The following is a 20,907-nucleotide window of genomic DNA, read 5'->3' as shown; positions in this document are numbered from 1 at the left end:
GCTAAACGCGCTCTGGCGCCCACTCGCGTTTAGCGGGCTAAACGCGCTCCGACCATACTGAGGCGAGCCCAGGAAAGGACCCGCCTTGCGAGCGACCGTCATCTACGGCGCGGGCGACGTACGCGTCGAGACCGTCCCGGACCCGAAGCTGAGCGAACCCACCGACGTGGTCCTCCGCGTCGTCCGCTCCTGCATTTGCGGCAGCGACCTGTGGCCGTACGGCAGCATGCCCGCCAGGGATCGCGGTGCCCGGATCGGCCACGAGTTCCTCGGCACCGTCGAAGCCGTCGGTTCCGACGTCACCACGCTCACAACCGGCGACCTCGTCGTCGCTCCCTTCGTCTACTCCGACAACACCTGCCAGTTCTGCCGCGAAGGCCTCCACACCTCGTGCCTGCACGGCGGTTTCTGGGGCGCGAAGGGCGTCGACGCCGGCCAGGGCGAGGCCGTCCGCGTCCCGCAGGCCGACGGCACGCTGGTCAAACTGCCGCATACCGAGGACGACGACCTCCTCGCGTCGCTGCTCACTCTTTCGGATGTCTTTCCGACCGGGCACCACGCCGCGACCAAGGCAGGCGTGAATGAGCGCACGACGGTCACCGTCATCGGCGACGGCGCCGTCGGGCTCTCCGCGGTCCTCGCGGCGAAGCGCCTCGGCGCCGAGCGAATCATCCTGATGGGACGTCATCAGGCCCGGACGGACCTCGGCCGCGAGTTCGGCGCGTCGGACGTCGTGTCCGAGCGCGGCGACGAAGGCATCGAGAAGGTTCGAGAACTGACGAACGGCGAAGGCACTCACACCGTTCTCGAATGCGTCGGCACGAAGCCCGCTTTCGAGATGGGTGTCGGCGCCGTCCGCCCCGGCGGCACGATCAGCCGCGTCGGCGTGCCGCAGTACGACGAGGGCCCGATCGGCCCGCCGCTGTTCCGCCGCAACATCACCGTCACCGGCGGTGTCGCCCCGGCGCGGCACTACATTCCCGAACTGCTCGACGACGTCGTCGAGGGCAGGTATCAGCCGGGCAAGGTCTTCGACCGGACCATCGGGCTCGAAGAGGTCCCCGACGGCTACCGCGCGATGGCGGACCGCGAAGCGCTCAAGGTGCTCGTCAAACCGTGACTAAAGTCGAGTGGGTGTTCACACCTCGGACACCCACCCGGAATACCTTGTCACCTATGGACATGATCACCCCGGAGCCGCGACCGGCCTGGATCGCCGGCCGCCCCGAGCAGGGCGCGTCGACGCTCACCGTGCACCACCCCTACGACGGAAGCGAAGTCGCGACCGTCGCGGTGCCCGGACCGGAGCAGGTCGAACGCGCGGTGAGCGCGGCGGCAAGTGTCGCGAAGGAGTTCCGCCGCTCGCCGTCGCACAGCCGCGCCGCGGCACTCGATCACGTTTCGCGGGTCATCGCCGGCCGGGCCGAGGAGATCGCCGAGGTCATCACCGCCGAGAACGGCAAACCGCTCAAATGGGCCGACGCCGAGGTGCGGCGCGCGGTGTCGGTGTTCCGGATCGCGGCCGAGGAGGCCCGCCGGTTCAGCGGCGATCTGCAGCGCTTGGACACCGACCCGGCGGGCGAGGGCAGGCTGGCCATCACCCGCCGCATTCCGCGCGGCCCCGTCCTGGGCATCGCGCCGTTCAACTTCCCGCTGAACCTGGTGGCGCACAAGGTCGCGCCCTCACTCGCGGTCGGCGCGCCGATCATCGTCAAACCCGCGCCGCGCACGCCTCTCTCCGCACTGATCCTCGGCGAGATCCTGGCCGAGACGGACCTGCCGGAGGGCGCGTTCTCGGTGCTGCCGCTCGGCAACGAGGAGACTTCGGCGCTGGTGGCCGACCCTCGGCTGCCCGTCGTGTCGTTCACCGGATCCGGGCCCGTCGGCTGGTCGCTGGCGGACGCCGCGCCGCGTAAACACATCGTGCTCGAACTCGGCGGCAACGCGGCGGCCGTCGTGCTCCGCGACTGGCCGGATCCCGAAGGCGCGGCGCACCGCATCGCGACGTTCGGCAACTACCAGGCAGGCCAGTCCTGCATCGCGGTGCAGCGGGTGATCGTCGAGCGCGAGGTCGCCGAAGAATTCGTGCCCGCTTTGGTGGAAGCGGTCCAGTCGCAGCAGACCGGTGACCCCTACGACAAGAACACCGATGTGGGACCGGTCGTCGACGAGGCCGCGGCGGAACGGATCGTGGCGTGGATCGACGAGGCGGTCGCCGCGGGCGCGAAGATCCTCACGGGCGGCAAACGGGAGGGCGCGACCGTGGAACCGACCGTGCTGACTGACGTCCCACCGTCCACAAAGGCCTGGGCGGAGGAAATCTTCGGCCCGGTGCTCGCGGTGTCCATTGTGGAGGGAGTCGACGAGGCTTTCGCTTCGGTCAACGAATCCGCGTACGGCCTGCAGGCCGGGGTGTTCACCCGCGACATGCATCTCGCGTTCTACGCGTCGACCGAACTAGAAGTCGGCGGCGTGATCATCGGCGACGTCCCGTCTTACCGTGCGGACCAGATGCCGTACGGCGGCGTCAAGGGATCGGGCGTCGGCCGCGAGGGTGTCCTCGCCGCGATGCACGACCTCACCGAGGAACGGGTCACCGTCTTCACCGGCATCGACCTCTAAGCCGGGGTGACGGCCTGCGCGAAACCGAATACCTTGTCGGGGTCGTAGGTCTTCGCCACCTGCTTGAGGCGGGTGGCGTTGTCGCCGTAGTAGGCCGTCATCCAGTCGGGCAGGGCGGGGTCGATGTAGTTGACGTAGCCGCCGCCCAGCCCGATCCCGTTCGCCACTTCGGCGACGGAATCCGTTGCCGTGGAACGATTGCGTGTGTCGGCCTGGCTGTAGATCTGCACACTGCCGATTGCTTTCCGGTGCCAGAACGCGGTGGCGTCCGGGGCGACGTCGGCGACGGCGCCACCGAGCCCGTCGACCAGCAGGTCCATTCCCCGCTTGCCGTTCAGGATCGACGTCAGCTTCGCGGGATCCACCACCTCGCCGAGTATCCGCGATGAGGCCACAAAGGACTGTCGGCTTTCGCTGCCGGAGAAGTACTTCATGGCACCGAGGTAGTCGAGCTGTTTCACCGTCCGCGTACCCTTGACCTCGCCGGTCAGCTTGTCCAGCACCTTGCCCAGCGAGGCGGAATCGCCGACGTAGCAGCCGGAAACCCTTGCGCCGACCGGGGATCCACCCGAGAGTACGACGTTCGCCCACAACTCCGGCGGGGCGTCGGGAAGCCACCGCTGCCATTCGGCGAGGACTTCGTTCGCACTGCCCGCCGGGAAGTGCAGGGAGAAAACCGAAACGACCGAGGGCGACGGGTCGGTGCGGAAGGTGAACGACGTGACCACGCCGAAGTTTCCGCCACCTCCCCCGCGCAACGCCCAGAACAGCTCCGGCTCGGAATCCACCGAGGCGGTGCGAAGTTTCCCGTCCGCCGTGACGATTTGCGCGGACACCAGGTGATCGCAAGTGAGCCCGTACTTGCGGGCGAGGACACCGATACCGCCGCCGAGCGTGAGTCCGGCGATCCCGACACTGGGACAAGAACCCGCGGGCAGACAGCGGCCCGCGCCGCCGAGGGTGGCGTAGACATCCTTGAGTTTCGCGCCCGCGCCGATCACGACCTGTTCGCCTCGAACGTCCACTGAGGACATGCCGCCGAGGTCGATCATCAGGCCACCGTCAGGAACGGAATAGCCGGCATAGCTGTGGCCGCCACCGCGAGCGGCGATCGGCACCCGTCGCGCGGCCGCTTCGATCACCGCCTGCACGTCTTCCGGTTTGGCACAGTTCGCGATCGCGGCGGGTTTGAGGCCGTCGAAGGCCGGATTGAACACGCGTTTGGCACTGTCGTAACCGGAATCCCCCGGCAGCAGCAGGGAAACCTTGTTCCGCAACGCGGCCAAGTCCGGCGGCCCGGACGGCGGTGTGACGCTGGCGCTCGGTGGCAGCGAAGTGCCGGGTGCCGAACTGGGCGCCCGCACCGGAGGTGCGGCAGAGCACGCCGTCGCGGCCGCCCCCGCCGCGGCAGCGCCGGCGAGCTTGAGGAAGTTCCTTCGCCCCAACTTCATAGTTGTGAAGACGCCTGAGCCGCGATCGGGTTGCCGCACTCACCCGGCCGAGTCACAGCCAATGCGGCAGCGGCGGCACTTCGCCGTCCAAAGTGGACCCGTCGGCGCGGCCGGTGATCCAGGCCAGGACGTCACCGGGCGCGCCGGTCACCTTGGCCGGATCGCCGGTGCCCATCCGCCACTCGTGCCGTGTGCCGTCGCCGTCGACGGCGACCAGGAGGACCGCGGGCAGTCCGTCGCCGTACGAGGCGATCGCACTGCTCACCACCACCTCGAACATCTGGCCGAGCAGCCCGGAGACCCGGTCGAAGTCGTAACCGGAGTCCAAATCGACGAGGTGGATCGAGATTTCGGCCAGCCGCTTGCGCAGCACTGCCTCACCGGTGATCGGCCTGCCCTGTCGATCACGCGCCTCACCGGCCCACGCCTCGTCCGGCAGGGACGCGGCCAGGTCCGTGAACCGCTCGCCGGAGTCCACGACGTCGGCGACGATCGCCGCGGCGGAACGGTCGGCTCCGGCCTCGATGCCCTCGTCGCGAGCCGTGGCCGTGGCGTACATCGGTGTCTCGACGCCGGTCTTCGCCCAGGTCAACAGGTTGCCGAGGCCGTCGGCGTTGCGCGCGACGTGCGAGAGCAGATGCGCCCGCGTCCAGCCGGGCAACGCGCTGGGCCCGTGCACGGTGTCCTCGCCGAGCCCGCGGGCCACGAGCACCCATTCGTCGTGCAGGACACGGATGCGATCAAGCAGGGCATGGGCGCGTTCGGCAGCGGTCACTCCGCCAGATTACCGCCGCAGGGCCGCGGGTGCCTCCGCCGGAACGGACGGGTTCTTGGGGGGAATCGGTTCAAGACGCGCGTACGGCGATTCCTGCGACGGCCGATTGTCCGGTTCCCCCTTGTTCGGCCACAGCGAGAACGCCCGCTCGGCCTGCGCGGTGATGGTGAGCGAGGGGTTCACGCCGAGGTTCGCGGTGATCGCCGATCCATCCACAATGGACAGTCCGGGGTAGTTGAAGACCCGGTGGTACGGGTCGATCACCCCGTTGCCGGACGCCGTGCCGATGGGTGCGCCGCCGATGAAATGCGCGGTGAGCGGGATGTCGAAGATCTCGCCCCAGGTGCCGCCCGCCATCCCGCCGATCCGCTCGGCGGTGCGGAGGTTGGCCTCGTGCCCGGCGGGGATGAAGGTGGGGTTCGGCTCGCCGTGGCCCTGCTTCGACGTGTATTTGCGGCGGCCGAAGAGACCGCGCTTGGTGTAGGTGGTGATGGAGTTGTCGAGACTTTGCATCACCAGCAGGATCACCGTGCGCTCGCTCCAGCGGTAGCCGTTGAGGAGCTGGACCGTCTGCGCCGGGTGTTTGACCATGAAGCTCAGCGCCTGGCGCCAGCGCGGAACCGCCGAATCGCCCTCGGTCGCGATGGTCTGGAGCAGGCTCATCGCGTTGCTGCCCTTGCCGTAGCGGACGGGCTCGATATGCGTGTTGTCGTCGGGATGGATCGACGACGTGATCGCGACGCCGCGGCTGAAGTTCCGGTCCTCGTCGACCGAGGTGCGGGCGGCGCCGATGATGGCCTCGGAGTTGGTGCGGGTCAGCTCGCCGAGGCGGGGCGAGAGCTTCGGCAGCTTGGCGGTGTCACGCATGCTGTGGAGCAGGTTCTGCGTGCCCCAGGTGCCGGCGGCGAGCACCACCTGCGCGGCCGTGAGCTTGTGCCGGAACTTGCGCGAGGTCGTCCCGGTCTTCTTGATGCTCACCTCGTACCCACCTGCGTTCAGCGGGCTAATCGCGCTCACGGTGGTGAGCGGGATGACCTGCGCGCCGTCCTTCTCCGCGAGGTAGAGGTAGTTCTTGACCAGCGTGTTCTTGGCGCCGACGCGGCAGCCGGTCATACAGGCGCCGCATTCGGTGCAGCCGGTGCGCGCCGGGCCCGCGCCGCCGAAGTACGGGTCCTCCGCGTGCTCCCCCGGCTTGCCGAAGTACACGCCGACGGGCGTCGGGTGGTACGACGCGACGACGCCCATGTCCTCGGCGACGCCCTTCATCACGACGTCGGACGGCGTGACACTGGGGTTGGTGACGACGCCCAGCATGCGGCTGGCCTGGTCGTAATGCGGTCCGAGTTCGGACTCCCAGTCGGTGATATGTGACCACTGCGGGTCGACGTAGAACGGCTTCAGCGGCCGGTACAGCGTGTTCGCGTAGACCAGCGAGCCGCCGCCGACGCCCGCGCCGGCGAGCACCATGACGTCCTTGAGCATATGGATGCGCTGGATGCCGAAGCAGCCGACCTGGGGCGCCCAGACGTAGCGGCGAACGTCCCAGGAGGTCTTCGCGAACTCGTCGTCGGCGAAGCGGCGGCCCGCCTCGATGACGGCGACGCGGTAGCCCTTCTCGGTCAGGCGGAGTGCGGCGACGCTGCCGCCGAACCCGGAGCCGACGACGATCACGTCGTAGTCGAAGTCGTCTTCAGTGGTGGTGTTACTGGCAGTCACACCCTCGACTGTAACCCCGGCCACCCCTTCTGACCAGAGGTAAGTTACCGGCCAGTCACCTTCCACCCGTCTGCGTGTATTCGGCCGCGACGTCGACGATCCAGGTAACACCGAAGCGGTCGGCGAGCATCCCGAAGGCGGGAGCCCACGGGGCGGGGCCGAACGCCTCGATCACGGCCGCGCCTTGGGCGAGGCCCTCCCACACGGGGGTGACCTCGTCGACGCTCTCGCCGCGGACGGACAGGAAGAACGGCTCCTTGGTGATCGTGGTGCCGTTTTCGCGACGCGTGCTGGGCGCGCCCGGGGCCGTCGGCGCGTGCTCGCCGGGCACGTCGTAGGCCATGACCCGGAAGCCGTTGTCGGCGACGACCTGGCCGAACACGACGTGGGAGGCGCCGGGCAGCTCGGCGGGCATCCCGAAGTCGGCGTAGGTGGCGACGGTGAGCTGACCGCCGAAGACCGACTGGTAGAACTCCAGGGCTTCGCGGGCCTGGCCGTGGAAGTTCAGGTGGGCGACAGCGTTGAGCGACATGGTGTTCCGGTCCTTCACGAGTGGTTCTTGGTGCCGGAGGTTTCCGGCGACGAGAACCACGATGTCAGCAGTACCGGTCAGGGAACGTCCGCTACTTATGGCAGGGTGAAACCATGCCGATCGCCTCCTCGACGACGACCTCCAGCCGGCTGCTGTCCCTGCTGTCGATGCTGCAGGCCCGCCGTGACTGGCCGGGCGGCCTGCTCGCCGACCGGCTGGGCGTCAGCGAGCGCACAGTGCGCCGGGACGTCGACAGGCTGCGCGAACTCGGTTACCCGGTCCAGGCGGTCAAGGGTCCTGACGGCGGCTACCGGCTCGAAGCGGGCACTCAGCTGCCGCCCCTGCTGTTCGACGAGGAGCAGGCCGTCGCGCTGGCCGTGGCGCTGCGGATCGCCGTCGGAACGGGTGCGGGCATCGAGGAGGCGGCCGCGCGGGCTCTGGCCACCGTGCGGCAAGTGTTGCCGTCGCGGTTGCGGCAGCGCGTCGACGCCCTCGAGATCAGCGCGGCCGGGCCCGGCGCCGATCGCCAGGTGGACACCGGGATCCTGCTCACGCTGAGTGCCGCTGTCCGCGCCGAGGAGGAGCTTCGGTTCGACTACCGCCCGCCGGGGCGCACTGAGGACGCCCAACCGCGCCGGGTGCAACCCCATCACCTCGTGGTGCGGACCGGGCGCTGGTACGTCGTCGGCTGGGATCCCGACCGCGACGACTGGCGGACCTACCGTGCCGACCGGATGACACCGCGCGTCCCGACCGGACCACGGTTCGCGCCCCGTGAAGTGCCGGGTGGCGACATGACCGCCTTCTTGTCGGCCCGGTTCAAGGGCTCCGAGAGCACGGACGCCTGGCCCTGCCGCGGCGAGGTGATCCTCGACCTGCCCGCGGCGGAGGTGGCGCCGTTCGCCGGTGACGGCGTCGTCGAGGACCTCGGCGGCACCCGGACCAGGCTGACGTCGGGGTCCTGGTCCTGGGCCGCTCTCGCGGCGGCGCTGGCACGCTTCGACGCCGAGATCGAGGTGGTCGCTCCGCCGGAGCTGCGTGCTGCGTTCGCCGAGCTGTCCCTTCGCGCCGGCCGCGCCGCAGGGCCCGGTGCGCCTTTAGCGGGCTAAACGCGCTCCGGGCCGGGCGGCGCAGCAGGTCAGCGGCGCACGGTCAGACCGACGCGCTGGAACTCCTTCAGGTCCGAGTAGCCCGTCTTCGCCATCACGCGGCGAAGCGCGCCGAAGAGGTTCACGACGCCCTCGGCGTCCGAGGACGGGCCGAAGAGCAGCGTCTTGAGGTCGACGGCGTAGTCCGGGCCCAGTGCCACGCGCGAACGCGGCAGCGACGGGTGCGCGGCGGCCGCCGTCCAGTAGAGCCCCTGACCCGGCGCATCGGAGGCGGCGGCGAGCGGTGCACCCAGCATGACGGCGTCGGCACCGCAGGCGATGGCCTTGGCGATGTCGCCGGACACGCTCATCCCGCCGTCGGCGAGCACGTGCACGTACCGGCCGCCGGTCTCGTCGAGGTAGTCGCGGCGCGCGGCGGCGGCGTCGACGATCGCGGTCGCCATCGGCGTCCCGATCCCGAGGACGCTGTCGGTACTCGTCACGCCGCGGGTGGCGCCGTGGCCGACGATGACGCCCGCCGCACCGGTCCGCATCAAGTGCATCGCGGTGCGGTAGTCGCTGACACCGCCCGCGATCACAGGGACGTCGAGCCGCCCGATGAAGTCCTTGAGGTCCAGCGGCTCGGCGTCGCGCTGCACGTGCTCGGCCGAGATGATCGTGCCCTGCACGACCAGGATCTCGACGCCGGCCGCCAGCAGATCCGGCGTGAGTTCCGCGGCGTGCTGCGGGCTGACCCGCGCGGCCACGGTGACGCCGGACTCGCGGACGGTTTTGATCGCCTCGGTCAGCAGGTCCAGCCGGATCGGGGCGGAGTGCAGTTCCTGCAGCTCCCGCACGATCGCGGTCGGGTCCTCGGTGTCCTCGGCGGCCCGGACGAGGCGGAAGATCGCGTCCTCGACGTTCGGGTGCCGCGCCCAGAGCCCTTCGGCGTTGAGGACGCCCAGCCCGCCGAGCTCACCGACTGCCACCGCGGTACCCGGCGACACGATCGCGTCGGTGGGGTGCGTGACCAGCGGCAGCTCGAACCGGTACGCGTCGATCTGCCAGGCGGTGGACACGACCGACGACGACCTGGTGCGCCGCGACGGCACGATCTCCACGTCATCGAGGTCATACGCCCGCCGCGCGGTGCGGCCCATGCCGATCTCGACCAGATCCCGCACGTCAAGTCCCTTCTCACCGACGACCCTTACACCCCATTGTCGCTAGGCCGCGTGGGTGACCTGCGCACGGGGCTCCCGAACCGGGCCCGAAGTCACTCCAGCCCCACTCGCCCCACCCGTTTCACGTTTAGGCCGCTAAAGGCACGCCAGTGGGACGGGTGGGGCTGAAGGGTCAGAAGGAGACCTTCTCCACGGAGTCGGTCCGGAGGACGGATTCCTGCGAGAACGCCTTCTTGTAGGCGGTCCGGATCTCCTCGATCTCCCGGTTCGCGTCGTGGTCGCTGAACGGATACACGACGATGATCACCTTCGACTTCTCCCGCGAGATCACCCCGGCCGATCCGCGCCACTGGCCGCGACCGGTCAGCTCGGTGAACCCGTCCGGGAACCGCGGGGTGACGACCTTGTCGGTGAACGCGGTGAACTCCGCGTCGGTCAGCTCGCCGCCACCCGGTTTCGTGGTGCCGAAGTACAGCTCGGTGCGCTTCCACAGGTCACCTGGCGACGCCTGGGTGTCGACGGCACCCGAAACAGGCGCGGACGCCGGAGCGGCGGAAGCGGCCACTCCGCCGCCGAGCCCGAGAGCCGCGGCGGCGAAGACGGCCAGCAGGGTCCGCCGTGAAGTGGTCAGCGAGAAAGACATCGGGTTCCTCCCAGGAGACTTGATCGGCGGACCAAGTCTCCCGAGAACGGACCCGGACGCGTAAGTGTCCTAAAGGGCGGAACTACCGGGTGGTGTAGTTCGGCGCCTCGACGGTCATCGTGATGTCGTGCGGATGGCTCTCCTTGAGCCCGGCCGCGGTGATCCGCACCAGCTGCGCCTCCTGCAGCTCGGGGATCGTCGACGCGCCCGCGTAGCCCATCCCCGAACGCAGCCCGCCCACCAGCTGGTGCACGACGTTCGCGAGCGGTCCGCGGAACGGGATGCGCCCCTCGATGCCCTCGGGGACCAGTTTGTCCTCGCTCAGCACGTCGTCCTGCGCGTAGCGGTCCTTCGAGTACGACTTCGCCTGGCCACGCGACTGCATGGCGCCCAGCGAGCCCATGCCGCGGTAGGTCTTGAACTGCTTGCCGTTGACCAGGATCAGGTCACCGGGCGATTCGGCGGTGCCCGCGAGCAGGCTGCCGAGCATCACGGTGGACGCACCCGACGCGATCGCCTTCGCGATGTCGCCCGAGTACTGGATGCCGCCGTCGCCGATCACCGGGATACCGGCCGGGCGAGCCGCCTGGTCGGCTTCGTAGATCGCGGAGATCTGCGGCACGCCGACCCCGGCGACGATGCGGGTGGTGCAGATCGAGCCCGGTCCGACACCGACCTTGATCCCGTCCGCGCCCGCGTCCACCAGCGCCTGCGCGCCGGCCCGGGTCGCGACGTTGCCGCCGACGATGTCGACGGTCTCGCCGAGTTCCTTCTTCAGCAGCGCGACGGTCTCGACGACGGCGCGGGAGTGCCCGTGCGCGGTGTCGACCATCAGCACGTCGACGCCGGCGTCGGCCAGCGCCATCGCACGTTTGTGCCCGTCCGGGCCGACGCCGACGGCGGCGCCGACGATCAGGCGGCCGTTCGTGTCCTTCGAGGCGTTCGGGTACTGCTCCGTCTTGACGAAGTCCTTGACCGTGATCAGCCCGCGCAGCTTGCCCGCGCCGTCGACGATCGGCAGCTTCTCGATCTTGTGGCGGCGCAGCAGGCCCAGCGCGGCTTCGGCGGTGACGCCGACCTGCGCGGTGACCAGCGGCAGCTTCGTCATCACCTCGTGCACCGCACGCGTGTAGTCGACCTCGAACCGCATGTCACGGTTGGTGATGATGCCCACCAGTGTCCCGGCGGCGTCGGTCACCGGCACGCCGGAGATCCGGAACCGCGCGCACAGCGCGTCGACCTCGGCGAGGGTGTCTTCGGGCGAGCACGTGACCGGGTCGGTCACCATGCCCGCTTCGGAACGCTTGACGACCTCGACCGCGGACGCCTGGTCGTCGATCGGCAGGTTGCGCTGCAGCACGCCCATCCCGCCCTGGCGTGCCATCGCGATCGCCATCCGGCCTTCGGTGACCGTGTCCATGGCGGCGGAAACCAGCGGGATGTTCAGGGTGACGTTGCGGGAGAGCCGGGTGCGGGTGCTGACCGCACTGGGCACCACGTCGGACTCGGCCGGCAACAGCAGCACGTCGTCGAAGGTCAGCCCGAGCATGGCGAACTTGCTCGGGACGGGGGCGGTGACGCTGTCGCTGGTCATAGCAGGCGAACGGCCTTCCTAGCGGTGACTAATGGGGGCCGCCGTGGCTGGTGGCAGCACGGCGAGGGCCTGCCCCTCATGATATCCGGGCCGGGCGGGCGCTCGGCCCGGGTGGGCGCCCGGTAGCGTGCAGGCGTGCCGCAAGATGCGTTGCCCCCAGACCCGTTCGCGGATGACCCGGACGACCCGGCCCGCGCGTTCATCGACGACGCTGAACGGCTTGACGAGCCGATCAGCGACGACGAGCGCACCGAGTTGCTGGCCGACCTCTCCGATCTCGCCGTCTACCAGGCGCTTCTCGAACCGCGCGGGGTACGCGGGATCGTGGTCGACTGCGGTGAATGCGACGAACCCCACTATCACGACTGGCATCTGCTCCGCGCCAGCCTTGAGCAACTGCTCGCCGACGGCCGGATGCGGCCGCATGAACCCGCCTTCGACCCGAATCCCGGCGACTACGTGAGCTGGGACTACTGCCGCGGTTTCGCGGACGGCGTCACAGCCAACGAGAGCGCCTACTGAGCGCGTTTAGCCCGCTAAAGGCGCTCTGAGCCAAAACGAAAGGGCCCGGTGAGAGAGATCTCACCAGGCCCTTTCGGCGTTCTGAGGTACTTACTTCGTCTCGCTGGCCGCGGCGGGCGCCTGTGCTCCGGCACCCGGCGACGGCTCGTTGCGCGACCCGCCGGGGTCGTTGCCCGAGGCGGGCGGTGTCGTCGACGTCGTGGGCGGTGGCGGCTCGCTCGTCGAGGTCGGCGGAGTCGGTGTGGGAGTCGAGGTACCCGGCAGGGTCGTGCCGGGGTTACCGCCTCCGGGCAGCGACGTCGGCGAAGCGGAAGGCTGCGGGGTCGGCTGCGGAGCGGTCGGCTGCGGGGTCTGCGACGGCTGCTGCCCCTCGGGCGGCAGTGGAGGCTGGCCGGGGTTCTGCAGTTGCGCGCTCAGCTGGCGATGCTGTTCGAGCAGCTGGTCGCGGTTCTCTTCGTCGGTCACCTGGCTCAGCGCGGCTTGTGCCTCGTCGAGCGCCTTGCGGGCGTCGTCGAGGCGGCCTCCGGCGAGCGCGAGGTTGGCCTTCTCCAGATCGAGTTTGGCCGCCGCCGCGGCCTCGACCGACCGGGCGTGGTCGGCGTAAAGCACCTTGGTCAGGCCCCAGAGCGTGTCACCAGGCTGCGCGTCCTTCGCGGCGAGACCGGTACCGGCGAAGGCGATGGCCAGGACGGCCGCCGCGGCGGCCACCGGGACCAGCAGCCGGCGTCTTCCCCCGTGTTTGCGGGCGAGCGCGGCGGTCTTCACGGTGGTGACGGCCGTGTCGACGTCGACGAGTTCCGCGAGCGGTTCACTGTCGATGTCACGCCGCCAAGCGAGCAGCAACGCGTTGAGTTCCTGATCGCCGAGGTCGTCGGCCATCTTCGGATCCGGGCCGCCGAGAGCGTCGAGCAGCGCGTCGTCGGCCTGCACGGCCGACAGATCCGCGGCGAACTCGGCTTCGGAGGACGTCAGCCCTCTCTCGAAGGCCGTCAGTTCATGATCGGTCCCAGTGAAGAACCGACGGTCGCGATCGGTCACTCAGATCACCTCCTCAGCGGCCAGAACCTTACGTAGGCGCGCTAGGGCGCGATGCTGGGCCACCCGGACGGCGCCGGGAGTAGACCCCACGGCCTCGGCCGTCTCTTCGGCGGACAATCCCACGACCACGCGCAGGACCACGATCTCACGCTGTTTGTCGGGGAGAACGCGCAGCAGCTGCGCCATCCGCTCGTTCAGCTCGCCCTGGAGGGCGCGCTGCTCGGGGCCGACGCCGCCCTCGATCTCGTCGGGGACTTCGGCGACCGGTTCAGCACGGTTACGGGCCGCGGCTCGATGCGCGTCGGCCACCTTGTGCTGGGCGATCCCGTAGACGAAGGCCAGGAACGGGCGGCCCTGGTCACGGTACGAAGGCAATGCCGTGAGCACCGCGAGACACACCTCCTGAGCAACGTCGTCTGCGGAAGCGAACGAACGCTCCTGCCTGCCAACCCGAGCGCGGCAGTACCGCACTACCAAAGGACGGATGGCCGCCAGCAGCCGCTCGACCGCTTGAGGATCTCCCTCAACAGCAGCGGCGACCGGCTCATCCAGTCCGTCCCCCACATTGGCCATCGCAGACAACAGTCCCAGTGTTACGTATAGGCGTGCAAAGAGTCCGGCGTGTGACTTCCGAGGCCACTACCGATGACAGTTACCGTACCGCCCGGACCCGCCGCCTTCGCTGACGGCCGCCACCGGCGCGCCGCCTGATCGGCGGGCGCTGAAAATCCAGGTCTTCCTGGTTCCCTTCGCTCGTAGTCGAACTTTCAACGAGCTGGAACACAGAGGGGTACGACGGTCCGCCCGGAGGCGGACACGCTCGGGCAAGAGTGCCCGAGCGGTAAGCGTAAAAGTGCGAAGGGTGACGGGGAACACAGGTACGGGCCAGGGGCTTGCCCCCGGCCCGTTGTCACCCGTTGCCGTATTCAGACCAGTTGAATAAGGAAAAGCTTGTCAGGACACGAGTCCACGGCGGAAACCGTGGGCGACAGCCTGCGCACGGTCCCGCACACCGAGCTTGCGGAACAGACGGCGGGCGTGGGTCTTCACCGTGTCTTCGGACAGGTACAGCTCGCGGCCGATCTGTCCGTTGCTCTTGCCCTGGCTCATCCCGCGGAGCACCTGAAGCTCGCGCTCGGTGAGCTGGACACCGGGGTCGGACGGCTGACGCGGCGCCGGCACCGAGGTGCTGGCGAGCGTATGCGCCAGTGCGGCGACCAGCTCGGGACGCGAGGCGTCCCAGCGCAGGTAGCCGCGGGCTCCGCCGGCGATGGCCGCGGCGATACTGCCCGCGTCGTCCGGGGCGCCGAACACGATCACGTTCGCTTGGGGGTTCGCCGAGACGAGCCGCCTGGTGGCTTCGACGCCGGTGGGGACAGCGCGCTGGGTACCGACCAGCACGACGTCGACCGGCTGTCGGGAGTACCGGGCCAGCAGCTCGTCACCGTGCGCTACGCAGTCGATGCGACTGACCCCTGGGACCGCGGACATCACTCGAGTGAGCCCTTCGCGGACACTGCGTCGGTCGTCGCAGATCAAGACCGTCGTCACGGGGTTTCCTTCCTGCAGCCGGGTGACATTCCACTTCCCCTATCGGACGCTTTAGCCCGAACCTTGACACGATCCGGTGGCTTTTTTTGAAAGTTCTTAGCCCGGTTGCCGGAATGGGCCCTCCAACAGGCTAGACGCCATCAGAGCGGGACCCACGGAGATTCCCGGGCGAGCCACCTCCCGCAAGGATCTGCGTGCCGTAACACTGCGTGCAACAGTTCGGCACTTCTGAATCGATACTCATCGGCGTGTCCTGCCCCGAGGTCCGCCGCGAGCAGGCACGCCACCCAGAGAAGTGAATTGAATTCGTATTTCTCGGCGGTTTCGCGCGCGCTTCCGACCAGCGACTTCGCCCGTTCCCGCTCAGCGGAACCACCATTCGCCACCGTCACGCCAAGTACAAGTTGTGATTTGACGACATGACGGCGGGCGCCCCTGCCGAGCGCCGTTTCCAGCGCCATTTCCGCTGGCGCGATCCCCGCCTCGGAAATGTTACTTGCCAGTTCGATTTCCGCGCTCACCCAACCGGACCTGGTGCGGGTGCGCCAGTCGCCGGTGTGCGGCTTCGCAAGTGCCACCAGCCGCCGTGCGGCCGTGAGCCTGCCGCGGCCAAGGTTGTCCGCCGCGAGGCCGAGCAGGGCGTCCGCTCGCGCCCCTTCGGCGTCCAGGCCGTCGGGATCGGGTTCGTCTCGCGTCGCCGTGCTCGCCAGCACGAGCGCCTCACCGTCGAGGACGAGCGCCGCCGCGTGCCCGCCCAGCTGCCGCCGGTGCGACGCCAGCGTGCTCGCGGCCAAGGACGCGAGCACCGGATCCTTGCTCGCGCGCAAACCGTTCAGCAGGGTGGCCGCCGCCGCGTACCGGCCGCGGGCGCCGAGGCCGATCGCGGCGAGCAGCCGCCCGCGAGGCGACGCGGGCACCGCGAAGGGTGACGGCGGGGGTACGCCGTCGCCGAACGCCGCGGACCGCAGGGACGCTTCCATGCGTCCTTTCTATCGCCTCGCACCGACAAGAACATGCTCGATCCGATCGGCGGCCGTCGTGAGTTCGCCGAGCAGTTCGATCTTGTCCGGGAGCGTCGCGGGATCCCAGCCGGGACCGCAGGCGAACAGCCTGCTGCGCTGACGGCCGCGGGAGACCCTGGCGAACAGGCGCGGGTCCGCGGTCGCCTGTCGTCCCGACCAGAGCACCACCGCGGCCGGGACACTGCGGCGGACGGTGACCGCCAGCACCTCGGCCGGCAGGGACGCGCCGAACAGCTGGGTCCCGATCCGGCGGCCGGCGAGCGCCGCGGCGAGCGCGTACATCGGCAGGTTGTCGCGTTCGTCCGGGACGCAGGTCAGCAGGACCGGCCGCTGGTTGCGCGGCTCGCGAAGCACCGGCGTCGCGCGGATGAGAGCGGCGTACACGCACTCCGCGAGCAGATACTCGACCTCGGCACCCGCGCTGACCCCGCGCCAGCGGGCACCGAGCGCGGTCAGGACCGGCGACAGGACACCTGTCCAAGCGGACAGGACACCGAGTTCGCGGATCGTGTCGGCCAGCATCCGCTGAACCGCGCCGAAGTCCATCGCGAGCGCGGCCGTGCTCAGCCGTCTGGCGAGACGGGACGGGACGTCGTGATCCTCCGGCGGCGGCGCGGCCGCCCGTTCCTCCACTTGGACGACGGAGGTTTCCGGATGTTCCGGCGCGGCCCGCGGCATCTGCTCAAGCGCGTACTTCGCCGCTTCGGCCGTCGAAGCGCCGCGAAGCAACGCTCGTTGCATCAGTTCCAGGCGGCCGATGTCGGAACTGCCGTAGCGGCGGTGGCGGCCGTTGGTGTGGCGACTCGGTCCTACGCCGTACCTGCGGTCCCAGGTTCGCAGGGTGGACGGGGCGACCCCGAGCCGGCGAGCGACCGAGGCCACCGGCAGGGTGGGTTCTTCACTGCTGATCCGAGATCCCACTCGTCCCAATATCCAGGCAGGGCGGGATGGCGGCAACCGGAGCCGAAAGTAGTGCTCACACATCCGGGGGATGCCTAACGGCTGAATCATCCCGAATCTCTTGAACAAGTATTGGCGCGCTTCTAACGTTACCGCCGTTGCATCGAATGGAGTAGCCGCAGCGCAGCAGAGCAGGTTAAACGCTTCGACCGGATGACGGAGGCGGTCAGGATGGCAGACACACGCAGGCTCCCGGGACCCAACGCCGACGTATGGGACTGGCAGCTGGAGGGGTCGTGCCGAGGCATGGACAGCGCGTCCTTCTTTCACCCTGACGGCGAACGCGGGCCGGCGAGAGCCCGCCGCGAGGCGCGGGCCAAAGCCGTATGCCTGGCCTGCCCGGTACTGGCCATGTGCCGGAACCACGCGCTCGCCGTGCACGAGCCATACGGGATCTGGGGCGGGCTGTCGGAGTCGGAACGCGAGCACATCATCAAGGCTGACAAGCGCACATTGAGCATGTCGAACGGCTGATCAGGCGGGTTCGGCAACGCGGCAGGGCGGCATCCGGGTGGGGTGCCGCCCTGCCGCGTCTCCCGGCCCCTGCCCCCTTCGCCCGCTCCGGGGCCCGGAGCGCGATTAGCCCGCTAAACGCACGTCAGCGCAGCCGGTGACGCCGCTCCCGCCGGAGCGCGATTAGGGGGCTAAACGCACGTCGGAGGGCCCCGGGACCAAAGAAGCGGGGCGGCACTCCGAGTGGAGTACCGCCCCGCTTCGGGGTGGAACGGGTGGAGCTAGTGCGCGTGGCCGTGACCGCCCGCGGCGGGCTCCTCGTCGACCGGCTTCTCGACGATGGAGCTCTCCGTCGTCAGCACGAGCCGGGCGATGGACGCGGCGTTCGCCACCGCGGACCGGGTCACCTTGACCGGGTCGACGATGCCGGCGGCCAGCAGGTCGGTCAGCTCGCCGGTGGCGGCGTTGAAACCGTGCCCCCAGCTCTGCTCCCGCACCTTGTTGACGATGACAGCGCCCTCGTGGCCCGCGTTGGTCGCGATCCAGAACAGCGGGGCGGACAGCGCGTCACGTACGATGCGGACACCGGTCGCTTCGTCGCCCTCGAGGCCGAGACCGTCTTCGAGCTCCTTGACCGCGTGGACCAGCGCCGAGCCACCGCCGGGCAGGATGCCCTCCTCGACGGCCGCCTTGGTCGCCGCCACAGCGTCCTCGATGCGGTGCTTGCGCTCGTTGAGCTCGGTCTCGGTGGCCGCGCCGACCTTGATCACCGCGACACCGCCGCCCAGCTTCGCGAGCCGCTCCTGCAGCTTCTCGCGGTCCCAGTCGGAGTCGGTGTTCTCGATCTCCTTGCGGATCTGCGAGATCCGCGCGGTGATGTCGTCCTTGGTGCCGGCACCGTCGACGAGCGTGGTGTCGTCCTTGGTGACGACGATCCGGCGCGCGCCGCCCAGCTGGGCGAGCGTGGTCTCGGACAGCTTGTGCCCGATCTCGGCCGAGATGACCTCGCCACCGGTGACGACCGCGAGGTCGTCCAGGAACGCCTTGCGGCGGTCACCGAAGAACGGCGCCTTGACCGCGACGGCGACGATCGTCTTGCGCAGCGAGTTCACCACGAGGGTCGAAAGCGCTTCGCCGTCGACGTCCTCGGCGACGATCAGCAGCGGCTTCTTGGCCTCGACGACCTTCTCCAGCACCGGGAGCAGGTCGGCCAGCGCCGAGATCTTCTCGCGGACGAGCAGGATGAAGGCGTCTTCGAGGATCGCCTTCTGCTCTTCCGGGTTGGTCGCGAAGTGCGCCGACAGGAACCCCTTGTCGAACTGCACACCCTCGGTGATCACGAGCTCGGTCGCCAGCGTGGACGACTCCTCGATGGTGATCACGCCGTCCTCGCCGACCCGCTCGACGGCCTCGCCGAGCAGGGCGCCGATGGCCGCGTCACGCGAGGTGACGGTGCCGACCTGGGCGATGTTGTCGCGGCCCTTGACCGGGGTCGCCTTCTCCTTGAGAACCGCGATGACCTTCTCCGCGGCGGCCTCGATGCCGCGGCCGACGGCCGTCGGGTTGGCACCGGCGGCGACGTTGCGCAGGCCGACCTTCACCAGCGACTGGGCGAGCACGGTCGCCGTCGTGGTGCCGTCACCGGCGACGTCGTTGGTCTTGGTGGCGACGCTCTTGGCGAGCTGGGCGCCGAGGTTCTCGAACGGGTCGTCGAGCTCGATCTCGCGAGCGACGGTGACGCCGTCGAGGGTGATGGTCGGGCCACCGAACTTCTTGTCGAGGACAACGTGGCGACCGCGCGGGCCGAGGGTGACCTTGACCGCGTCGGCGAGCTTGTTCACCCCACGCTCGAGCGCGCGACGAGCGTCCTCGTCGAAACTGATCTGCTTGGGCATAGCCTGTTCCGCTTACCTTCCAGTTCTAAAGCTCGGAAAACACGAACGCCCCGTCCCCCGGCAATGCGGGGCCCGGGGCGTCATGCGCTGAGAGCGGACGTCAGTTGATGACGGCCAGCACGTCGCGAGCGGAAAGGATCAAGTAGTCCTCGCCGTTGTACTTCACTTCGGTGCCGCCATACTTGGAGTAGATGACGACGTCGCCGACAGCCACGTCCAGCGGAACGCGGTTGCCCTTGTCGTCGATCCGGCCCGGGCCCACGGCCAGAACCTTGCCCTCCTGGGGCTTCTCCTTGGCGGTGTCGGGGATGACGAGGCCGGAAGCGGTCGTCTCCTCGGCCTCACTCGTCTGGACAACGATCTTGTCCTCGAGCGGCTTGATGTTCACGCTCACCGGGTTGACCTCCACGGTCGTCGAAAGCGTTGGCAGGATTAGTTACGGCTCCTACCACCCCCGCCGTCGCGGGTGCCGGGGCGTGTTCGGGCCGTGCAATTAGCACTCTAGCCATGTGAGTGCCAGCTTCGCAAGGAGGGTCCACTCACCCGGTGAAAATGACGTCTCCAAGCTCCTGACCGGCCGTTTTGTTCCACCGGTTCCCGCATCGCTCCCGGCCGCGCGTGCCTGGCCGGGCACAGCTCCTTGCCTCTTCGAGCCAAGTCCCCGGCCGCACACCTACTTCGTTACCTGCGGACGGGCAGCGGAGGGGACGAACGATGCCACCGCTCCCCGAGCAGACAAACTACCGGTCTACCTGCGCCTGATGCGGGCGGACCAGCCGATCGGCGCACTGCTGTTCCTGTGGCCGACGTTGTGGGCGCTGTGGATCTCGACAACAGGGCAAGCCGTCACTGTGGATCGTCGCGGCAACAACCATGTCGGGATGGCGCTCTTCGTGGGCCTGCTGGCCGGGCACGCCTGGTGAACGGCCCCACAGAGCGCGATTAGGGGGCTAAACGCAGGTCGGAGCCCTGGGCGGCACCCAGGAGGCCGGGCACCCGCCGGATCGCGATTAGCCCGCTAAACGCAGGTCGGCGGCGGTTCGGGCGGGCCGGGCCCCGGATCGCGATTAGGGGGCTAAACGCAGGTCGGCGAGGTCGCTCACGAGAGCATCCGGGGCCAGAGCGGCGAGGGACTTGCGCTTCGCGGGCGTAGTCGCGAAGGCGACCGAAGCGACACCGGCGGCGCGAGCGGCAAGGACGTCCGCGGCGGAGTCCCCGACCATCACGCACTTCCCCGGCGAGGTGCCGAGAGCCTTCACCGCGGCATCGAGCAGCGCGGGCTGGGGCTTCAGGTGCTCCGGATCGCTCATCGCCCGCGCGCTGATCCGGCGGACGTGCCCGGCGAGCTCGTGCACCGTGAGGAAGGCCCGGATCGCTTCGACGGAGTTGTTGCTGACGATCGTCACCGTGAACCCCTGCGACACCCACTCGCGAATCAGCTCCGGCACGCCAGGGGCGGGCGAGACAAGCGAGACGGCCTCGTTTTCCAGCCTGCTGAGCTGCCGCTCGACGACGTGCGCGGCGTTCGGGCCGCACGAAGCCGCGTACCGGAGCACGTCGAACGGATCGGCCGAGGCGCTCACTTCACGAGGCAGCCCTGGCCCGACGAGCTGCTTGAGCCGGTCGGCGACCTCCCGTGCCGGCAGCCTCGCGAACACGTCGCACACGGGCCCGTCGAAATCGAGGAAGACGTGGTCCTTGTCCTGCAGTAGCTCCCGCACCCCAGTCATGCCCCCACCTTGCCATCGGATCGCGATTAGCCCGCTAAACGCAAGTCGGAGGGACCTTACGAAGGGGGCGCGTTTCTGGTTAGGTTCCGACATTGGGGTCGGTCCTGTTCAGCAGACCTAGACACTGGGGG

21 protein-coding genes are annotated in these 20,907 nt (G+C 69.2%); 6 read left to right on the top strand and 15 right to left on the bottom strand.

Translation table 11 applies throughout. The features are described 5' to 3' along the window. Positions 1-85 precede the first annotated feature (85 nt). A complete protein-coding gene (locus AB0M65_RS23285) occupies positions 86-1,120 on the top strand; it encodes a zinc-dependent alcohol dehydrogenase family protein (RefSeq protein WP_364031020.1) in 1,035 nt (344 codons plus the stop codon). Positions 1,121-1,176: 56 nt separating this feature from the next. After that, complete coding sequence (locus AB0M65_RS23280) at positions 1,177-2,622, top strand: aldehyde dehydrogenase family protein (RefSeq protein ID WP_364031017.1); 1,446 nt, start codon at positions 1,177-1,179, stop codon at positions 2,620-2,622. On the opposite strand, the gene AB0M65_RS23275 is transcribed toward AB0M65_RS23280, so the two are convergent. Genes AB0M65_RS23275 through AB0M65_RS23260 form a run of 4 tightly spaced genes read right to left on the bottom strand, consistent with a single transcriptional unit; the run spans position 2,619 to position 7,096 of the window. Next, positions 2,619-4,073 carry an FAD-binding oxidoreductase gene (locus tag AB0M65_RS23275; RefSeq protein WP_364031014.1) on the bottom strand — a complete coding sequence of 485 codons (1,455 nt, stop codon included), beginning with the start codon at positions 4,071-4,073 and terminating at the stop codon, positions 2,619-2,621. The genes AB0M65_RS23280 and AB0M65_RS23275 overlap by 4 nt on opposite strands. Positions 4,074-4,125: 52 nt before the next feature. Next, positions 4,126-4,848: a maleylpyruvate isomerase family mycothiol-dependent enzyme gene (locus tag AB0M65_RS23270; protein WP_364031011.1), complete on the bottom strand. Its 723-nt coding sequence runs from the start codon at positions 4,846-4,848 to the stop codon at positions 4,126-4,128. A 9-nt stretch (positions 4,849-4,857) separates the two neighbouring features. Next, positions 4,858-6,564, bottom strand: a complete 1,707-nt coding sequence (locus tag AB0M65_RS23265; protein WP_364031008.1) for a GMC family oxidoreductase — start codon at positions 6,562-6,564, stop codon at positions 4,858-4,860. Between the two features lie 55 nt (positions 6,565-6,619). Beyond that, positions 6,620-7,096, bottom strand: a complete 477-nt coding sequence (locus tag AB0M65_RS23260) for a VOC family protein (RefSeq protein WP_364031005.1) — start codon at positions 7,094-7,096, stop codon at positions 6,620-6,622. A 113-nt stretch (positions 7,097-7,209) separates the two neighbouring features. Here AB0M65_RS23260 and AB0M65_RS23255 point away from each other — a divergent pair, with 113 nt between their 5' ends. Then, entirely contained in the window at positions 7,210-8,205 is a 996-nt protein-coding gene (locus AB0M65_RS23255) for a WYL domain-containing protein (RefSeq protein ID WP_364031002.1), read from the top strand. A 29-nt stretch (positions 8,206-8,234) separates the two neighbouring features. Here the strand turns inward: AB0M65_RS23255 and AB0M65_RS23250 are convergent, their stop codons facing one another. From AB0M65_RS23250 to guaB, 3 genes are all read right to left on the bottom strand, one after another. Beyond that, positions 8,235-9,368: a GuaB3 family IMP dehydrogenase-related protein gene (locus AB0M65_RS23250; RefSeq protein WP_364030999.1), complete on the bottom strand. Its 1,134-nt coding sequence runs from the start codon at positions 9,366-9,368 to the stop codon at positions 8,235-8,237. Between the two features lie 172 nt (positions 9,369-9,540). Continuing rightward, positions 9,541-10,011, bottom strand: a complete 471-nt coding sequence (locus tag AB0M65_RS23245) for a DUF3574 domain-containing protein (RefSeq protein WP_364030996.1) — start codon at positions 10,009-10,011, stop codon at positions 9,541-9,543. 82 nt (positions 10,012-10,093) lie between these two features. Then, positions 10,094-11,605, bottom strand: a complete 1,512-nt coding sequence (guaB, locus tag AB0M65_RS23240) for an IMP dehydrogenase (protein ID WP_364030993.1) — start codon at positions 11,603-11,605, stop codon at positions 10,094-10,096. Positions 11,606-11,740: 135 nt separating this feature from the next. Here guaB and AB0M65_RS23235 point away from each other — a divergent pair, with 135 nt between their 5' ends. Beyond that, entirely contained in the window at positions 11,741-12,127 is a 387-nt protein-coding gene (locus AB0M65_RS23235; RefSeq protein ID WP_364030990.1) for a DUF5319 domain-containing protein, read from the top strand. Between the two features lie 90 nt (positions 12,128-12,217). Here the strand turns inward: AB0M65_RS23235 and AB0M65_RS23230 are convergent, their stop codons facing one another. The 5 genes from AB0M65_RS23230 to AB0M65_RS23210 all read right to left on the bottom strand — a co-directional run bounded on the left by AB0M65_RS23230 (position 12,218) and on the right by AB0M65_RS23210 (position 16,659). Next, positions 12,218-13,165 (bottom strand): anti-sigma-D factor RsdA, encoded by a 948-nt coding sequence (locus tag AB0M65_RS23230; RefSeq protein ID WP_364030987.1) that lies wholly within the window; start codon positions 13,163-13,165, stop codon positions 12,218-12,220. Continuing rightward, positions 13,166-13,738: a sigma-70 family RNA polymerase sigma factor gene (locus AB0M65_RS23225; protein WP_364031029.1), complete on the bottom strand. Its 573-nt coding sequence runs from the start codon at positions 13,736-13,738 to the stop codon at positions 13,166-13,168. Positions 13,739-14,119: 381 nt separating this feature from the next. Beyond that, the gene (locus AB0M65_RS23220; RefSeq protein ID WP_003073605.1) at positions 14,120-14,716 is read right to left on the bottom strand and encodes a response regulator transcription factor; all 597 of its coding nucleotides are present in this window, start codon (positions 14,714-14,716) and stop codon (positions 14,120-14,122) included. Between the two features lie 140 nt (positions 14,717-14,856). Continuing rightward, a complete protein-coding gene (locus AB0M65_RS23215; RefSeq protein ID WP_364030984.1) occupies positions 14,857-15,696 on the bottom strand; it encodes a hypothetical protein in 840 nt (279 codons plus the stop codon). Between the two features lie 9 nt (positions 15,697-15,705). Beyond that, positions 15,706-16,659: a MerR family transcriptional regulator gene (locus AB0M65_RS23210; RefSeq protein ID WP_364030981.1), complete on the bottom strand. Its 954-nt coding sequence runs from the start codon at positions 16,657-16,659 to the stop codon at positions 15,706-15,708. Positions 16,660-16,869: 210 nt separating this feature from the next. On the opposite strand from AB0M65_RS23210, the gene AB0M65_RS23205 reads away from it, so the two are divergent. Next, the gene (locus AB0M65_RS23205) at positions 16,870-17,172 is read left to right on the top strand and encodes a WhiB family transcriptional regulator (RefSeq protein ID WP_037335869.1); all 303 of its coding nucleotides are present in this window, start codon (positions 16,870-16,872) and stop codon (positions 17,170-17,172) included. A gap of 260 nt (positions 17,173-17,432) precedes the next feature. Here AB0M65_RS23205 and groL read toward each other — a convergent pair whose 3' ends face one another. Both groL and groES read right to left on the bottom strand, forming a co-directional pair. Continuing rightward, entirely contained in the window at positions 17,433-19,046 is a 1,614-nt protein-coding gene (groL, locus tag AB0M65_RS23200; protein WP_364030978.1) for a chaperonin GroEL, read from the bottom strand. Between the two features lie 100 nt (positions 19,047-19,146). Further along, positions 19,147-19,440, bottom strand: a complete 294-nt coding sequence (gene groES / locus AB0M65_RS23195) for a co-chaperone GroES (RefSeq protein WP_009072407.1) — start codon at positions 19,438-19,440, stop codon at positions 19,147-19,149. 367 nt (positions 19,441-19,807) lie between these two features. Here groES and AB0M65_RS23190 point away from each other — a divergent pair, with 367 nt between their 5' ends. After that, the gene (locus AB0M65_RS23190; protein ID WP_364030975.1) at positions 19,808-19,969 is read left to right on the top strand and encodes a hypothetical protein; all 162 of its coding nucleotides are present in this window, start codon (positions 19,808-19,810) and stop codon (positions 19,967-19,969) included. A 144-nt stretch (positions 19,970-20,113) separates the two neighbouring features. On the opposite strand, the gene AB0M65_RS23185 is transcribed toward AB0M65_RS23190, so the two are convergent. Then, positions 20,114-20,776 (bottom strand): HAD-IA family hydrolase, encoded by a 663-nt coding sequence (locus AB0M65_RS23185; protein WP_364030972.1) that lies wholly within the window; start codon positions 20,774-20,776, stop codon positions 20,114-20,116. Positions 20,777-20,907: the final 131 nt, after the last annotated feature.

Source organism: Amycolatopsis sp. NPDC051071 (genome assembly GCF_040682875.1).
Lineage (GTDB): Bacteria > Actinomycetota > Actinomycetes > Mycobacteriales > Pseudonocardiaceae > Amycolatopsis.
Note: the sequence above shows the minus strand (reverse complement) of the source record. Positions and strands in the feature narration are given on the sequence as shown.

Bases quoted from the DNA above. Each gene is read 5' to 3' on its own strand.
- AB0M65_RS23260 (WP_364031005.1), bottom strand. From the start codon at position 7,096: ATGTCGCTCAACGCTGTCGCCCACCTGAACTTCCACGGCCAGGCCCGC.
- AB0M65_RS23280 (WP_364031017.1), top strand. From the start codon at position 1,177: ATGGACATGATCACCCCGGAGCCGCGACCGGCCTGGATCGCCGGCCGC.
- groL (WP_364030978.1), bottom strand. From the start codon at position 19,046: ATGCCCAAGCAGATCAGTTTCGACGAGGACGCTCGTCGCGCGCTCGAG.
- AB0M65_RS23190 (WP_364030975.1), top strand. From the start codon at position 19,808: ATGCGGGCGGACCAGCCGATCGGCGCACTGCTGTTCCTGTGGCCGACG.
- AB0M65_RS23215 (WP_364030984.1), bottom strand. From the start codon at position 15,696: ATGGAAGCGTCCCTGCGGTCCGCGGCGTTCGGCGACGGCGTACCCCCG.
- AB0M65_RS23205 (WP_037335869.1), top strand. From the start codon at position 16,870: ATGGCAGACACACGCAGGCTCCCGGGACCCAACGCCGACGTATGGGAC.
- AB0M65_RS23225 (WP_364031029.1), bottom strand. From the start codon at position 13,738: ATGGCCAATGTGGGGGACGGACTGGATGAGCCGGTCGCCGCTGCTGTT.
- AB0M65_RS23275 (WP_364031014.1), bottom strand. From the start codon at position 4,073: ATGAAGTTGGGGCGAAGGAACTTCCTCAAGCTCGCCGGCGCTGCCGCG.
- AB0M65_RS23185 (WP_364030972.1), bottom strand. From the start codon at position 20,776: ATGACTGGGGTGCGGGAGCTACTGCAGGACAAGGACCACGTCTTCCTC.
- AB0M65_RS23255 (WP_364031002.1), top strand. From the start codon at position 7,210: ATGCCGATCGCCTCCTCGACGACGACCTCCAGCCGGCTGCTGTCCCTG.
- AB0M65_RS23245 (WP_364030996.1), bottom strand. From the start codon at position 10,011: ATGTCTTTCTCGCTGACCACTTCACGGCGGACCCTGCTGGCCGTCTTC.
- guaB (WP_364030993.1), bottom strand. From the start codon at position 11,605: ATGACCAGCGACAGCGTCACCGCCCCCGTCCCGAGCAAGTTCGCCATG.